We start from the raw sequence: 16,048 nt of genomic DNA on the forward strand, positions 1-16,048 counted from the left end.
AGCTCACTCATCGGAAACTGCCCCATGAACGATTTCACGTCTGCCCGTCTGCCCGAAGACGCCGCACCGGGCCTGATTAGATCCGCGGACTCGTATCCGATCCTCGATGCGCAAACGCAATCGTTCGTCGACCATGCCACTGAGGCAGGGGTTCCGGCAGAGCGTTTGCGCGAATGGGCAAACGGCGATGCGACGGACGCGATACACGCCGAAGAAATCGCGCTGAAAGCTGGCGCGGCGGCCTCGGATTTCACGATCCGGATCGTACGACCGCCGCAGGCGGCGCCCACTCCGCTGCCCGCCGTGCTCTTCCTGCCGGACGGCGCGAGCTTCGCGGGTTGCCCAAGCGACAACCGGCTTGCGCGCAGGATCGCCACCGACGCCGAGGCGGCCGTCGTACTCGTCGATTACACCTCGGCACCCGCTGCGTGCTTTCAGACCCAAAACGAGCAGGCGTTCACCGCGCTCGTCCATCTGCACGAGCACGCACGCGCATTGAATCTCGACGGCGGCACCCTGATCGTCGCCGGCGAAGGCACGGGCGGTCATCTCGCCGCGACCCTCGCGCTGCTCGTCAAGGCGCGTCGCGGCCCCCGTATCGCGCTTCAGATCATGCTGTGTCCGACGCTTTCGACAAGCACGGCGGGCGCCTCGGCAGCGAGATGCGTCGACGGCCCGAGCTTTACCGCACACACCGGGCGCATGCATGCACGGGCGCGCTTTCCGTCAGAAAACCTCGGCGAAACAATCGCAATGCCGCTAAACGCGAGTTACACGGATCTCGAAGACCTGCCTCCCGCGCTGATCGTCACGGCTGAAAACGATGTCGCACGTGACGACGGCGAAGCCTACGCTCGCAAGCTGATGCTCGCCGGGGTTCGCGTCAGCGCGGTTCGCTGCCTCGGCACGATTCGCGATTTCACGGTGCTCGACGGCCTTGCCGACACGCCGCCCACCGAGGCTGCATTGCGATTGGCATGCGGCACGATCCGCGCGACGCTGCGCGGACAGTGAATATGGGACAGATCGATCGCGTCAGGAAAGCGGGCAGTAGCGCGTTGACGCACCCGGGCGGCCGATCAGCGCGACCGCGCACGCCGCCACGCGCCGGGCGGATGGCCGACGATCCGTGCGAATACGCGGTTCAGATGGCTCTGGTCGGCGAAGCCGCACGCGACCGCGATGTCGGCCAGCGTCATGTCGGACGTCTCGATCAGCTCGCGCGCACGCGTCACGCGCTGTTCGAGCAGCCACTGGTGCGGCGTGCGGCCGGTCGTGCGCGAGAACGCGCGGATGAAATAGCCGCGCGACAGGTCGCATTCGTTCGCCACTTCCTCGATCGATACGCCGAGGTCCGCCTTTTCCATCAACAGCTCCTGGGCGAGCGCCACCTTCGCGGGCGACAGCATGCCCTTGCGTTCGAGCTCGCGCGTGCGTGCGTTGCCGTAGCGGCGCACCAGGTGCGTGCCCATCGCGAGCCCGATCTGTTCGATGAACAGCGCGTTCAGCGGGCCGCCTGCGTCGAGGCTGTCGGCCACCGCGTGCGCGAGATGGCCGAGCACCGGATCGCGCACGTCGGGGCGGCACGTGAGGCCGCCGATCGATTGGCCGCCGTGCTCGGGGCCGACGCGTTCGAGATACGCATGCGGCAGCTCGACCAGCACGAAGTCGAAGTGGCCGTACAGATCCGCGTGGAAATGGCGCGAGAAGTCGCGAATGTAGATCGAGTGATGCTGGAACCGGCGCTCGCTCGCGCCGGCGCGCCCATAAAGCGTGCGGCGGTGGCCGCCGCTCAGCGACACGCCGACCAGGAAGCCGCGGTCGCACGGCGGCATCTCGATGCGTTCGACGTGCGCCTCGCGCATGCATTTGCGGTGCAGCCTCAGGCCGCCGGATGTCGTCTCGACATCCTTTGCCAGCAGGCTCGACACGCAGCCGAGCGTGTCTTTCGGCCGCCGCGGAGCCGATGCCACCGGCGCGGCGATGACGGAGTCTGACATGGAATTCCCCAACGAGGGACTCGGAGCGTGAAATGACGAGTCCAGTTTAGATGCGCACGCGAACGTTCAAAATGAATTTGCATAAACGTCCGCCGGCCATCCTGACAAATTGCTTTCAATGCGTGTGCGCGGCGAGTGCGCCACCCGGCTCGACGCCTGCGCGAGCGGCCCGGCAGAGTATAGCGCCCGACTTTTACACGCAAGTGAGCGTGCCGGTCGCGCTCCACCGAAATCCGCGGCCAGAGCGCATTTTCATTCAAGATTTCCGGCGACCACCCGTCTACACTCGGTCCGGAATTCGACACTTTCCGTCCGGTGCAACGGCGCGCCGGACGCGGACTTCCTGCCGGGTGAACTGCCGCGTTCATCGGGCAGCCATCCCGAGGGACCCGGAGGCGGCCATGATCCAGATCGGAACTTTGTCTGTGGATTTCGAGCAACGCGACATTCGCCGGCACGGCGCGTCGCTGCGCATCGGCGCGCGCGCGCTCGACATTCTCGAAGTCCTGCACCGCGCGAGCGGTTCGGTCGTGTCGAAGGACGACATCATGGACGCGGTCTGGCCGGGCCTGATCGTCGAGGAGAACCGGCTTCAGGTGCATGTGGCGACGCTGCGCAAGGCGCTCGGCGCGAGCCGCGATCTGATCAAGACGGTGCCCGGGCGCGGCTACCTGCTGGTGGCGAGCGCGTCGTCCGGCCCGGACCTCGTGCCCGTGGTCGACGCGCCGGCCGTCGCGACGCCGCCGGCCGTCGTCGCGTTGCCCGATGCGCCCGCGTCGCCGCTGCTCGCGCCGCTGGTCGGGCGCGACGCCGAACTCGCGCAGATCGTCGACATGCTCGAACGCACGCCGGTCGTCACGCTCGTCGGCGCGGGCGGCATCGGCAAGACGAGTCTTGCCGTGCGCGTCGCGCACGGCGTGCGCAGCCGCTCGCACGAGCGCGTGCTGTTCGTGGAACTGGCGCGTGCGTCGACGCGCGACGACATGCTGATCGCGCTTGCCGCCGAACTCGGTCTCGACACGCACGGCGTGCCCGCGCTCGACAGTATCGGCGACGCGTTCGCGACGTCGCCCTGCCTGCTGGTGCTCGACAACGCGGAGCACATCGTCGATCTGGTGGCGAGCCTCGTCGAAACGCTGACGTCGAGCGCCGGCTTGCTGCGCGTGCTCGTGACGAGCCGCGAGCCGCTGCACATCTCGACCGAAGCGGTGCTGCGGATGAGCCCGCTCGCGGTGCCGGACGGCGACGCGTCCGCCGACGAAATCGTCCGCTGTTCGGCCGTCGCGCTGTTCCTGGAACGCGTGCGCGCGGCCGCGCCGGATTGCACGGTCGACGAAGCCGGCGTGCGGCTGATCGGCGACATCTGCCGGCGCCTCGATGGGCTGCCGCTCGCGATCGAACTGGCCGCGGCGCGCGTGGCGACGCTCGGGCTCGCGGTGGTCGCGTCGCGTCTCGACGACCGGCTGAACCTGCTGACGGGCGGGCTGCGTTCGGCGCTGCCGCGTCATCAGACGCTGCGCGCGACGTTCGACTGGAGCTACGTGCTGCTCGATCGGGCCGCGCGCGCGCTGTTTCGCCGGATGGGGTGCTTCATCGGGCCGTTTTCGTTCGATGCCGCGTACGCGGTCGCCACCGAGCCCGGCACGTCGGCCGCGGACATGATCGCGGTGCTCGGCGAGCTGGTGGCGAAATCGCTGGTGACCGTCGAGTTCCATGGCGCGTATGCGCGCTATCGGCTGACCGAATCGACGCGCGCGTATGCGGTCGAAAAACTGCACAACGAAGGCGAGTTCGAGCGCATCGTCGCGCGCCATGCGGAGTACGAGCGCGCGCGCGCGCCCGTGCGGCTCGTGCCGCCCGCCGACGTGCCGCTTGCCGATGCGCCCGCGCCGGCCGTGGACGAACCGGCGGACGCCGCCGAGGCCGCCGGCGTGCCCGAGCCCGACCGGCTGGCGCGCGCGCTGCTGGAGCCGTCGCGGATGCGCGCGTGCACGGCGCGCGCGAGAGAGGTGCTCGACGAACTCGACACGGGCGCGGCGGACCCGGTCGACGCCGCGCGCGAGATGCGGCTGCGGGCGGCCTGCGCGTCGGCGCTGCTGCATACCGACGGCGACGCGCTGGCCGCCGCCGCGATGTGGGACCGCACGCTCGGTCTGGCCGCACACGTCGGCGACGATGCGTTCGACGCGCGCGCGCTGGTCGGGCTGTGGAACACGATGCTGACGCTGTCGGACATTCACGAATCGCTGCGCTACGCGACGCGCTTCGAGCGGGCGGCCGAACGGCGCGGCGACCGGTCGCAGCGGTTGCTGGCGAACACGATGGTCGCGACGTCGCTGCATTACTTCGGCGAGCATGCGCAGGCGCGCGAGCGGCTGGAAGCGGCGACGGCCGAGCTCGCCGACGCGGGCGAATCGCCGTGCGCGCAGGCCGCGCTGGGCGTCGACATGGCGACGCTGGGCCGCACGATGCTGATCCGTCTTCTGTGGATGCAAGGCGAGCCCGAGCATGCGATGCGCGTCGCCGCGCAGGCGGTCGAGTGCGCGCGCCGCGGCCCGTCGCCACTCGCGCTGTGCATCGTGCTCGGCGCGGCCGCCGTGCCGATCGCGCTGCGCTACGGCGATCACGACATCACCTCCGACTATCTCGCGACGCTGCGCGGGACCGCGGACGCGCACGGGTTCGACATCTGGCGCAGTCACGCCGAATGCCTGACCGGTCAGTTCGACATCCAGTCCGGCCATCCCGGCGCCGGCCTCGCCCGGCTCGAACCCGCGCTGCGACGCGTCGAGGCGAGCGGATTCCGGCGCGTGCTCGCGCCGTTGACCGTCGCATATGCGGAGGGCCTCGTGCGGACCGGCCGCGCGGATGAAGCGTGCACCCGGCTCGATGCGACGCTCGCGCGGTGCCGCGCGCACGGCGAGCACCTGTTCGTCCCCGAACTGCTGCGCGTGAGAGGTGTCGCGATGCTCGAGCAGGCGCGCACCGTCGGCGCGGATCTCGCCGTCGCGTACGAGGCGGACGGGCATCGTCATCTGCAGATGGCGATCCAGACCGCGAACGCGCAGGGCGCCGCGATGTGGGCGCTGCGCGGCTCGCTCGATCTCGCCGATCACCTGATCGAGCGCGGGCAAACCGCGCAGGCGTCGGCGCTCGTCGCCGGGGTCGCGCGGCATTTTGATCCGCATTCGCGCGCTCACGACGTGCGCCGCTTGCTGCGCGTGCAGAACTTCGTTCGTCCGGATGCGCCGCTCGCGCCGTCCCTGACGCGCGCGCGACGCGATGCCGCCGACGCGGCCCAACAGGCGGCATAACGATGCGCGAAACCGGTACGGCAGTGCGGTCGCGTGATTGCAGCATGCGTGCCGACGCGCGCGCGGGCGCGCACGGGAGGCCCGACGGTGCTTAGAGCGACGGAACCCGCGCGTTCGGCGGACCTCGTCGTGTTCAACGGCAAGATCGCGACCCAGGACGAACAGCGCTCGTTCGTCCGCGCGCTCGCCGTGAAGGACGGGACCATCGTCGCGACCGGCGACGATCGCGACGTGCTGCGCCATGCGCACGACGACACGACCCGAATCGATCTGAACGGCCGTACCGTGATTCCGGGCCTGATCGATGCGCACCTGCAGGCGATCCGCGGCGGCATGAACTTCAACCTCGAGGTGCGCTGGGACGGCGTGCCGTCGCTGGCCGACGCGCTCGAGCTGCTGGGCCGGCAGGTACGCCGCACCCCCGCGCCGCAATGGGCGCGCGTGGCGGGCGGCTGGACCGCGCTGCAGTTCGCGGAAAAGCGCGGCCCGACGGCGGCCGAGCTCAACGCGATTGCCCCCGACACGCCGGTGTTCATCCAGCATCTGGCCGACAGTGCGTGGCTGAATGCAGCCGCGCTGCGCGCGCTCGGCTACGGGCGCGACACGCCCGATCCGCCCGGCGGCGAACTGCGGCGCGACCGCCACGGGCGGCCGACCGGGCTGCTGCTCGCGCGCCCGGACCCGGCGGTGCTCGGCGCGGCGCTGGCCCGCGCGCCCGTGCTCGATGCGGACGACCGCGTCAACTCGACGCGGCAGTTCATGCGCGCGCTGAACCGCGTCGGCGTGACGAGCGCGATCGACGCCGGTGGCGACGGCCTCGCGTATCCGGACGACTATGCGGCGGTCGCGACGCTCGCGCGGCGCGGCGAATTGACGACGCGCATCGCCTATGCGCTGGGCGCGCGGCACGCCGGCCGGGAGCTCGACGACTTCGCGAAATGGATCGCGCTGACGGCGCCCGGCCGCGGCGACGCGTTCCTGCGCGCGAGCGGCGCGGGCGAGCGGCTGCTGTTCTCGGCCGTCGATCTCGGGAATTTTCTCGAACCGCGCGTCGACCTGCCCGCGTCGGTCGACGCGGAGCTGGCGGCCATCGTCCGGCTGCTCGTGCGTCACCGCTGGCCGTTCCGGCTGCATGCGACCTACGACGAATCGATCGGCCGCTTCCTCGACGTGTTCGAAGCGGTCGATCGCGACACGCCGTTCGACGGGCTGCGCTGGAGCTTCGATCGCTGCGAGACGATTTCGGATGCCAATATCGCGCGTGTTGCGGCGCTGGGCGGCGGCATCACCGTGCAGCCGCGCATGGCGTTCCAGGGCGAAGCGTTCATCGCGCGTCATGGCGCGGCGGCGGCCACGCGCGCGCCGCCGATCCGCGCGATGCTCGCGGCCGGGCTGCCGGTCGGTGCGGGCTCCGGCGCGACGGGCGCGGCGAGCTACAACCCGTTCGTCGCGCTGTACTGGATGGTGTCGGGGCGCAGCGTCGGCGGCACCGCGCTGTATCCCGCGCGCAACCGGCTCGGCCGGATGGAGGCGCTGCGCCGCTACACGGTCGGCAGCGCGTGGTTCTCCGCGGACGAGCATTGCAAGGGCGCGCTGGTGCCCGGCCGGTACGCCGACTTCGCGGTGCTGAGTGACGACTACTTCACGGTCGACGCGCGGCGTATCCCGGCGTTGTCGTCGGTGCTGACGGTCGTCGACGGCAAGGTCGTGCACGCGGAACAGGAATTCTCGCCGCTGGCGCCGCCGCCGCCGCCCGTCAGCCCCGCATGGTCGCCGGTCGCAGCAGGCGGCGTCGCCGATGCGGCGGACGCCGGCGGGCGCGCCGCGCCGCACGCATCGGCGGCGGGCGACGCTTGCGCGGCTTCCGGCATCGACGTGTGCCGGGCGCACAGTCACGGGCGCCGCTTCGCGCGGTCGCGCTATCCGACGGCAAGTGCGGCCGCCGAACGCTGCGAAGCCTTCGGCGGCTGCTGCGTCGCGTTTTGAGCGGCGCGTGCCGGCGCGCGCCGCACGTCGCCGTGCATGGAACGATTTTCCGCCCCGGGCACGGGGCATGAAGGAGACAGGATGAATGCTGCGCACCCGCGCGCATCGGCCACCGGCGACGAAGTGGCCGGCGTTCGCATTCCGCGCACGCCCGTTGCGGCCGAGGCAGCCGACGCGGCCCGCGCGTCGTTGCCCGCCGCGCTCGTCGATCACGCGTCGCGCGTGTTCGTGTTCGCGTCGCTCGCCGCGCGGCGTGCGTGCGACGCGTGCGACGCCGATGCGCTGTACGTCGCCGCGATGTACGCGAACATGGGGCTGAGCCCGGCGTACGGCCGTTCGACCGAACGCTACGAGCTCGACGGCGCGGATGCCGCGCGTGCGTTGCTGTTGCGGCACCGCCGGTCGCAGCGCATGCGCGACGACGTATGGCATGCGATCGCGCTGCATACGACGCCGGGTGTGGCCGTCCGCGCGTCGCCGCTCGCGCGCGCGTTGGCGTGCGCGATGTCGACGGACCTGATGGCGACCGACTTCGACGCCTATACCGCCGACGAGCGCACGGCGCTCCTCGCGGCTTACCCGCGCGGCAGCGGTTTTCCCGAAGCGTTTCTTGACCTGGTCGCGCGCGGCGTCGCGCACCGGCCGCAGTCGACGTTCGGCACGTGGAGCGCCGACGTGCTCGAACGCGTCGATCCGGATTTTCATCGGCCGAATTTCTGCGGGCGCGTGCTGGGCGCACGGTGGAACGACACGTGACGGCGCCGGTCCGGCGTGCGGCAGTCGCACGCTCGACCGGCCGCGGCGCGCGGCCGCGCCCGGGATGCCGCACCTGGCGCGCCGCCCGTGCGGATCACGCGTGCGAGGGCGCCGCGTCGTACCGCGCATAGTCGACATAGCCGGCGCGGTCGCCGCCGTACCAGCCGGCGGCCTTCGGTTCCGCGAGCGGTGCGCGGGCCGCGATGCGCTCCACGAGATCCGGGTTCGCGATATACGCACGCGCAAACGCGACGAGATCGGCGTCGCCCGCGTCGATCAGCGCGTTCGCCGCGTCCGGCGAAATGCCGCCGTTGACGATCAGCGTGCCGTGGAACGACCGGCGCGCGTGCTCGACGATGCGCGGCAGATCCGGCTCGCCGCTCCAGCCGTTGGTGTCGGCCGCGTGCAGATACGCGACGCCTGCCGTGTCCAGCATCCGGCCGACGTACGCGAGCGTCGCGTCCGGATCGGCGTCGCGCACGTTGTTGTATTTCGCATACGGCGAGATGCGCACGCCGACGCGGCTCAATGGCATCACGCCGCCGACCGCGTCGACGATCTCCTCGAGAAAGCGCGCGCGGTTCGCGACCGATCCGCCGTAGCGATCGTCGCGGCGATTCAGCGTCGACGACAGGAACTGATGCGGCAGGTAGCCGTTGGCCGCATGGATCTCGACGCCGTCGAAGCCCGCGGCCATCGCGCGCGCGGCGGCCTGCCGGAATTCGTCGACGGCCGCGACGACTTCGTCGGTCGTCATCGCGCGCGACGGCGTCGCATGAATCTTCGTGTAGTAGCCGTTCTGCAACTGCGCCCAGACCTGCAACTGTTCGAGGTCGTCGTTCACGCCGGACGGCGACAGCGGCGCGGCGCCGCCGAGCAGCGTCAGCGAGCTGACGCGGCCGCCGTGCCACAGCTGCGCGAAGATGCGCCCGCCGTTCGCATGGACGGCATCGGTGACGGTTTTCCACGCGGCGGCCTGCGCATCGTCGACGAGACCGGGCGTCAGCTCGAATGCGGCGGACGCCCGACTGACGTTGGTGGCCTCGGTCACGATCAGGCCGGCCGACGCGCGTTGCGCGTAGTACTCGGCCATCAGTTCGGTGGGCAGGCCGCGCGACGGCGCGCGCGAGCGCGTCATCGGCCCCATCACGACGCGGTTCGGCAGCGCGAGGCCGCGCAGATCGTAGGCACTGAGCAGGGAAGACATGATGGACTCCTGTGGTTCGACGGGGAGCGGGGCGGCTTCGCGCCCCGCGAACGGATCGTGTGACGAGGGTTCAACCTGCGGCGTGACGTTGCGCGTGCGGCCGGCCGACGAGCAGGTAGTGGGCGAGCGCGACGATCGGGAACGCGCCGGCCACCGCGGCGACGAGCGGCCAGCCGCCGTGTTCGTACAGCGGGCTCGCGAGCGCGGAGCCGACGGCGCCGCCGACGAAGATGCTCGTCATGTAGAGCGCATTGAGCCGGTTGCGGCTCGCCGCATGCAGCGCGTAGATCTCGCGCTGGCCGAGCACCATGTTCATCTGCACCGCGAAGTCGAGCACGATGCCGGTGACGACGAGCCCGTACAGGCCGGCGCCGTGCACGAACCCGACCGCATACGCGAGCGCGCCGGCGACGAGCGCGATCAGCGTCGCGCGCACCGTATGGCCGGCATCCGCGAGGCGCCCGGCCACCGGCGCCGACGTCGCGCCGATCGCGCCGACCAGCGCGAACAGGCCGATCGCCGATTGCGACAACCCGTAGTGACGCGTCAGTTCGACGGGCACGGCGGTCCAGAACAGGCTGAACGACGCGAACATCAGGCCCTGGTAGAACGCGCGATGGCGCAGGACCGGCATCGTGCGAACGAGGTGCAGCAGCGAGCCGATCAGTTCGAAATAGGTCGCGCGGTGATCGGGCTGGCGCGGCGGAATCGTCAGCGCGAGCACGGCCGTGACGAGCGTCATCAGCACGGCGGCGGCCGCGAACACGAAGCGCCAGCCGAACGCGTCGGCCACGACGCTCGACAGCGGCCGCGCGAGCAGGATGCCGAGCAGCAACCCGCTCATGATCGTGCCGACGACGCGTCCGCGCGAATGGTCGGGCGCGAGGTGCGCGGCGAGCGGCACGAGGATCTGCACGGCCACCGAGCTGAACCCGATCAGCAGCGAAATCGCAAGAAAGAGCCCGGGCGTGCGCACGAACGCCGCCGCCGCGAGGCTCGCGATCGACACGACGGCCGTCACGATCATCAGCTTGCGGTTTTCGAGCAGGTCGCCGAGCGGCACGATGAAGAACAGCCCGAGCGCGTAGCCGATCTGCGTCAGCGACACGATCAGGCTCGCCGTATTGCCGGACATGTGCAGGCCCGGCGCGATGAGCTCGGTGATCGGCTGCGCGTAGTACAGGTTCGCGACGATCGCGCCGCAGCTGAAGGCGAACAGGAGAATCAGCCCCTGCGTGAGTTTGGCGCCGTGCGCGGGGGGCGCGAGCGGTGTTGAATTCGTTGACATGATCGACTCCTGGAAAAGAGAAGGGCCGGACACCGAAGCGTCGCGCCGGCATCGAATTCGTTCGGCCGCGCTACGGTGTACCGCATTGCCGTTCATACTATTGATCAATCGATAAAACCGGAAGCGAGGCGCCGCGCAATCGAGTGTTGCGCGGCACGCAAAGGTGCCGCGCGGCGCCGGTTCAGCCGCGTTTGCCCTGCAGCGTCGGAATCTGCTCGAACAGGCCCGCGAGCCAGTCGACGAACACCTTCAGCTTGACCGGTATGTGGCGATTGGGCGGATACAGCACCGAAATCGGCTTGGGCGGCGCGTTGAAATCGGTCAGGACTTCGCGCAACCGGCCCGATTTCAGGTAAGGCTCGACGAGGTACAGCGACGTCTTGATCAGGCCGATGCCGGCGACGCCGCATTCGATGTAGTTGTCCGCGTCGTTGACGGCCACCGTGCCGCACATCTGCACGATGCGCGGCTCGCCGTCGACGACGTAGTCCCACGGGCGCGGTCGCCCGGTGTCGGCCGAGATGTGACTGACCGCCACGTGCTGCGTGAGATCGTCGACGGTCTCCGGCTCGCCGCACCGCGCGAAATACGCGGGCGAGCCGCACGTGCAGGTGGTCAGGCTGCCGATCCGCCGCGCGATCATCCCCGAATCGTCGAGCGCGCCGATGCGCACCACGCAGTCGACCCCTTCGCCGACGAGGTCGATCTGCCGGTCGGTCACGCCGAGTTCGATCATGATGTCCGGATGGGCGTCGAGAAACGCCGGCAGCGCGGGCACGACGACCTGCTTCGCCATCGCGGGCGGCAGGTTCACCTTCAGCCGGCCGCGCGGCACGTTGCGGGCCTGCGACACCGACGCCTCCATGTCGTCGATCTCGCGCAGCACGGCGACGGCGCGTTCGTAATACGCCTGGCCGTCCTCGGTCAGCGAGATGCGGCGCGTGGTGCGGTTCAGCAGCCGGCAGCCGAGATGCTGCTCGAGGGCGCTCAGCAGCGCGGACACGCGCGGCGTGGTGAGGCCGGTCGTGTCGGACGCGCGCGTGAAGCTGCCGGTTTCGACGATGCGCGTGAACACGCGCATCGAAAGCAAGGTATCCATCGTCGGAAGCTCTCCAGCCTGTCGGCATGCGGCGCCGGTGCGTGCCGGCGCCGTCTTGTCGGGTATCGGATAGGGCGTGTCGCGTAGCGGGTGCGACCGACCGCTAGGCGTCGATGCGCTTTCTCAGCGAATCACCGGCAAACGGCATTTCGCGCATGCGCTGGCCGGTCGCGTCGAAGATCGCGTTAGCCAGCGCGCCGGCGGTCGGCCCCATCGACGCCTCGGCCGCGCCGAGAAACGGCGCGCCGGGGCGATTGACCAGATGGACCTTCACGTTCTGCGGCGCGGCCGAGAAGCGCAGGATCGGGTAGCTGCTCCAGTCGAAGCTGCGAATCCGTTCCGTGTCGTACTTCAGCGCCTCGTACAGCGTCCAGCTCGCGGCCTGCACGATGCCGCCCTCGATCTGGTTGCGGATGCCGTCCGGCGACACGATCTGCCCCGCGTCGACGGCGGCTTCCGCGTGTTCGAGCGTCACCTGGCCGGTTTCCGGCACGACCGACACCTCGACCGCGATCGCGACGTAGGCCATCAGGTTCTTGTACTTGCCGAACGCGAAGCCGACGCCGCGGTTGCGCGCGCGCGGCGGCCGCGGCCAGCCGAAGTGCTTCGCGGCGAGCTGGATCACCTGCCGCGCGCGATGGTCTTCCATGTGACGCAGCCGGAATTCGACCGGATCGACGCCGGCCGCGTGCGCGAGCTCGTCCATGAAGCTTTCGATCGCCCAGACGTTCGTGTGCGCGCCGAGCGAGCGCATCGCGGAGGTCTGCAGCGGCATCGTCGGCGAGAAGTTGTTGACGATGTGCTGGTTCGGCAGCGCGTACAGCGGAATCGCGTTGCGGTCGCCACCGCCCTCCGGTTGCAGCATCGGCGTCGACGGCGCGGGCACGAACGGCGGCTCCAGCATCCGCGCGGGCAGCAGCCGGCCGGCGTTGACGATCCGCTCGTTGTGCGAGCTGCTCCACAGCGCGTAGTTCCAGTCGACGATGCGGCCGCTCGCGTCGAGCGATGCGCTGACCTCCGTCACCATCGCGGGCGTGAAGTGATCCCACGTGTGTTCCTGTTCGCGCATCCATTGCACGCGAATCGGCTTGCCCGGCATCGCGGCGGCGATCAGCGCCGCATGCGCGGCCACGTCGTCCGCACCGTTGTGCCCGTAGCAGCCGGACCCTTCGGTGTGAATGCAGCGCACGTTCGCCTTCGGCATCGACAGCATCTCCGCGAGCGCGTCGCGCAGCGGATAGACGCCCTGCGAGTGGGTCCAGACCGTCATCATCCCGTTCTCGAGATGCGCGACCGAACACGACGGCCCGATCGACCCGTGCAGCAGGTAGTTCTTCAGGAACGTCGCGTTCAGCGTCTTCACGGCCGGCGCGGTGGCCGCGTGCGTGTTCGCGATCTCGATGCGCTGCGTCGAGATCCGCTTCAGGTCCGCATGCACGGTGCTGCGCTCGGGCAGCTTGCGGCCCGGCGACCACTGGCAGCCGGCGGCGAGCGCGCGCTGCGCGACCACCGCTTGCCATTCGCCCTGCGCGACCACCGCGAGCATGCTGCCGTTGCGCACGATCCGCACGACGCCGGGCAGCTTCAGGATCGCGGCTTCGTCGAACGACAGCAGCTTCGCGTCGTATACCGGCGGCATCACGACGCGCGCGTGCAGCATGCCGGGCAGCTGCATGTCCTGCACGTAGCTGACGCCGCCCGTGACCTTGTTCGGGATGTCGACGCGCGGCAGCGACGTGCCGATCACCGCGAACGTCGCCGGGTTCTTCAGCGGTGACGTGGGCGTCGCGTTGCGGTGCAGGTCGACCGTGCGGATCGCATCGCCGTAGGTCATCGTGCGGCCGTCGGGCGCCGTGATCACCGCGTCGGCGGTCGTCAGCACGCGCGGATCGACGCCGAAGCGTTTCGCCGCGCCTTCCACCAGCAGCGCGCGCACCTGCGCGGTCGCGTTCAGCAGCGCGGAGCCGCTGTCGGCCATCGTGTGACTGCCGGCGGTCAGCCCTTCGTCCGGCGACGCACCGGTGTCGGCGGTCAGGAACGTGATCAGCGACGGCTTCATGTCGAGTTCCTCGGCGGCCACCTGCAGCAGCGCGGTGCGCACGCCGGTGCCGAGCTCGACCTTGCCGGTAAATACGGTGACCTTGCCGTCGGGCGCGATCTTGACCCATGCATCGAGCAGCGGATTGGTCTTCAGGCTGCCGGCGAGCGCCTGCGTGGCCTTCGCCACGTGCACGGCCGCGCCTTCGTCGGCGATCACCATCTGCGCGGCCGCGCGCGACGCAGGCGCGAGACTGAACGCGACGAACAGCGCGCCGGAGACGATGAAGTGCCGGCGGCCTTCGTCGATGTCGTCGTGGGAATTCATTACAGCCCCTTGCTGATCGTGACGGGAGCGGAAGCCGGTTCGGGGGCCGGCAGCCCCGCGACCGAGCGCACCGCCGCGAGAATCCGCATGTGCGTGCCGCAGCGGCACAGATTCGGTTCCATGTGCGTGCGCAGTTCCTGTTCGGTCGGCTTCGGATTGCGTTCGAGCAGCGCCTGCGCGCGCATGATCATCCCGGCGATGCAGTAGCCGCACTGCGCGGCCTGATGCTCGACGAACGCGCGCTGCAGCGGGCCCGGATGCTCGGCGGTGCCGAGGCTTTCGATGGTGCGCACGCTGCGCGAGCCGACCGCGGCCACCGGCATCAGGCACGAGAAGGTCGGCTTGCCGTCGACGATCACGGTGCAGGCGCCGCATTGGCCGAGGCCGCAGCCGAACTTCGCGCCGTGCAGGTGCAGGTCGTTGCGCAGCGCGTACAGCAGCGGCGTGGACGGATCGATGTCCAGCGTGTGCCGCACGCCGTTGACGGTGAGGGTAATCATCGTGCGGTGTCCTCTTTTCTGAGCTTCGCGGCCATCGCGTCGACGCCCGACCACGCGGGACGATCGGTATAGGTCTCGCGCACGTACGCGGCGAGATCGGCGATCTGCGCGTCGTCGTACTGGTCGATGAACGACGGCATGTAGTTCAGCGTGTCCTCGCCGTGCCAGCCGATCCCGTTGAACATCATCTGGATCGCGTTGCGCGGCGTATCGGCGTTGACTGCCGTGCTGAACGACAGCGTCGGCCGCTCGCCGATCGACTGCATCGGCGCGGCCGGCCCGTGGCACTGCGCGCACGATGCCTGGAACAGCGTCGCGCCGCGCCGCGCGGCCGGCGTCGTCGCGGCGCGTTGGAGCGGATTCGCGGCCGCACGCGCGGTCGCCGGCTTCTGGATCGACAGGATGTACGCGGCGATCGCCTCGACGTCCTCCACCGGCACCGTCGCAAGGTCGCGCGTGACGGGCAGCATCGGCTCGGCCGCCGCGCCGTGCTCGCTCGCGCGGCCGGTGCGCAGGTAGGTGACGAGTTGCGCCTGCGTCCACGGCCGCGCGGCCTGGCCGAGCGCATTGAGCGGCGGCGCTTCCCAGCCGTCGACGATGCCGCCGTCGAACGCGCGGCCGCGCTGCTCGCCGCCGATCGCGTTCAGCGGCGAATGGCACGACGCGCAGTGGCCGAGCCCGTCGACGAGCATCCTGCCGCGGTTCCATTGCGCGGACTGCGAGGGGTCGGGCTGATACGCGCCTTCGCGCAGGAACAGCACGTTCCAGAACGCGACCAGCGGCCGGAAGTTCAGCGGAAAGATCAGGTCGTTGGCGGGCGCCGTCGCATGTACCGGCTCACGCGTCATCAGGTACGCATAAGCGGCGGCGATGTCGTCGTCCGACATCCGCGTGAAATGAATGTACGGAAACGCCGGGTAGAGCGGCTGGCCGTTGCGTCCGATGCCGGTGCGCAATGCACGGGCGAATGCGTCGCGCGACCAGCGGCCGATCCCCGTTTCGGCGTCCGGCGTGATGTTGGTCGCGTAGATCGTGCCGAACGGCGTCGCGAGCGGCAAGCCGCCCGCGAACGGCTTGCCGTCCTTCGCGGTGTGGCACACGACGCAGTCGCCGAGCGCGACGACGCGCGCGCCGGCGCGCACCAGTTGCGGATCGAACGAAGCAGGGGCGGGCGGATCGATCGGCGCGATCGACGGCCGCACCATGATGCCGATCGCGACCGCGATGCCCGCGACCGCGATGCCGGCCGCGCCGAACCAGAGTCGTTTGTGCTTCATGCGCGCTCCGCGCGAAGCGGTGCGCCGCACGTCGTGCGCGGCGCGCCCGCGGCGTCGTGCGTCGGCCGGCCGGGCCGCGAACGCGTGGCAGCGCGGCGGTGATTGGCAACTGGATTCACGTTGTCACTCCATCAATCGAAAAGGCGCGCAGGCGCTGGCCTGCGCGGTCGCTCTTGCACCCAGTCTACGCAGACGCCCGCGTCATTTCCTGAAGCCGGGCTGAAACGTTCTGAACGGGGTCCGGCCCGGTTCGGCG

Annotated in this window: 11 protein-coding genes; 4 read left to right on the top strand and 7 right to left on the bottom strand. The window is 70.2% G+C overall.

Annotated features, from left to right (window positions below):
- Positions 1–24 precede the first annotated feature (24 nt).
- Entirely contained in the window at positions 25–1,014 is a 990-nt protein-coding gene (locus CFB49_RS31180; protein WP_249190563.1) for an alpha/beta hydrolase fold domain-containing protein, read from the top strand.
- A 65-nt stretch (positions 1,015–1,079) separates the two neighbouring features.
- Here the strand turns inward: CFB49_RS31180 and CFB49_RS31185 are convergent, their stop codons facing one another.
- On the bottom strand, positions 1,080–2,000 hold the full coding sequence (locus CFB49_RS31185; protein WP_069619200.1) for a helix-turn-helix domain-containing protein: 921 nt from the start codon (positions 1,998–2,000) through the stop codon (positions 1,080–1,082).
- A 401-nt stretch (positions 2,001–2,401) separates the two neighbouring features.
- On the opposite strand from CFB49_RS31185, the gene CFB49_RS31190 reads away from it, so the two are divergent.
- The 3 genes from CFB49_RS31190 (at position 2,402) to CFB49_RS31200 (ending at position 8,056) form a co-directional block, all read left to right on the top strand.
- Positions 2,402–5,314, top strand: coding sequence for an ATP-binding protein (locus tag CFB49_RS31190; protein WP_089493302.1), 2,913 nt, complete (start codon positions 2,402–2,404; stop codon positions 5,312–5,314).
- 87 nt (positions 5,315–5,401) lie between these two features.
- Entirely contained in the window at positions 5,402–7,300 is a 1,899-nt protein-coding gene (locus tag CFB49_RS31195; RefSeq protein ID WP_089493716.1) for an amidohydrolase, read from the top strand.
- An 81-nt stretch (positions 7,301–7,381) separates the two neighbouring features.
- Positions 7,382–8,056, top strand: coding sequence for a phosphohydrolase (locus tag CFB49_RS31200; protein ID WP_089437657.1), 675 nt, complete (start codon positions 7,382–7,384; stop codon positions 8,054–8,056).
- Between the two features lie 94 nt (positions 8,057–8,150).
- Here the strand turns inward: CFB49_RS31200 and CFB49_RS31205 are convergent, their stop codons facing one another.
- From CFB49_RS31205 to CFB49_RS31230, 6 genes are all read right to left on the bottom strand, one after another.
- On the bottom strand, positions 8,151–9,263 hold the full coding sequence (locus CFB49_RS31205) for an alkene reductase (RefSeq protein WP_089437658.1): 1,113 nt from the start codon (positions 9,261–9,263) through the stop codon (positions 8,151–8,153).
- 70 nt (positions 9,264–9,333) lie between these two features.
- Positions 9,334–10,551, bottom strand: a complete 1,218-nt coding sequence (locus CFB49_RS31210; RefSeq protein ID WP_089493303.1) for an MFS transporter — start codon at positions 10,549–10,551, stop codon at positions 9,334–9,336.
- Positions 10,552–10,732: 181 nt separating this feature from the next.
- Positions 10,733–11,650, bottom strand: a complete 918-nt coding sequence (locus tag CFB49_RS31215) for a LysR family transcriptional regulator (RefSeq protein ID WP_069619195.1) — start codon at positions 11,648–11,650, stop codon at positions 10,733–10,735.
- A 103-nt stretch (positions 11,651–11,753) separates the two neighbouring features.
- Positions 11,754–14,015, bottom strand: coding sequence for a xanthine dehydrogenase family protein molybdopterin-binding subunit (locus CFB49_RS31220; protein ID WP_069619194.1), 2,262 nt, complete (start codon positions 14,013–14,015; stop codon positions 11,754–11,756).
- Positions 14,015–14,515, bottom strand: coding sequence for a (2Fe-2S)-binding protein (locus tag CFB49_RS31225; protein ID WP_069619193.1), 501 nt, complete (start codon positions 14,513–14,515; stop codon positions 14,015–14,017). The genes CFB49_RS31220 and CFB49_RS31225 overlap by 1 nt, the downstream gene beginning before the upstream one ends.
- Positions 14,512–15,792: a c-type cytochrome gene (locus CFB49_RS31230; protein WP_089493304.1), complete on the bottom strand. Its 1,281-nt coding sequence runs from the start codon at positions 15,790–15,792 to the stop codon at positions 14,512–14,514. Before CFB49_RS31230 ends, CFB49_RS31225 begins: the two co-directional genes overlap by 4 nt.
- Positions 15,793–16,048: the final 256 nt, after the last annotated feature.

Source organism: Burkholderia sp. AU17457 (assembly GCF_002223255.1).
GTDB classification, from domain to species: domain Bacteria; phylum Pseudomonadota; class Gammaproteobacteria; order Burkholderiales; family Burkholderiaceae; genus Burkholderia; species Burkholderia sola.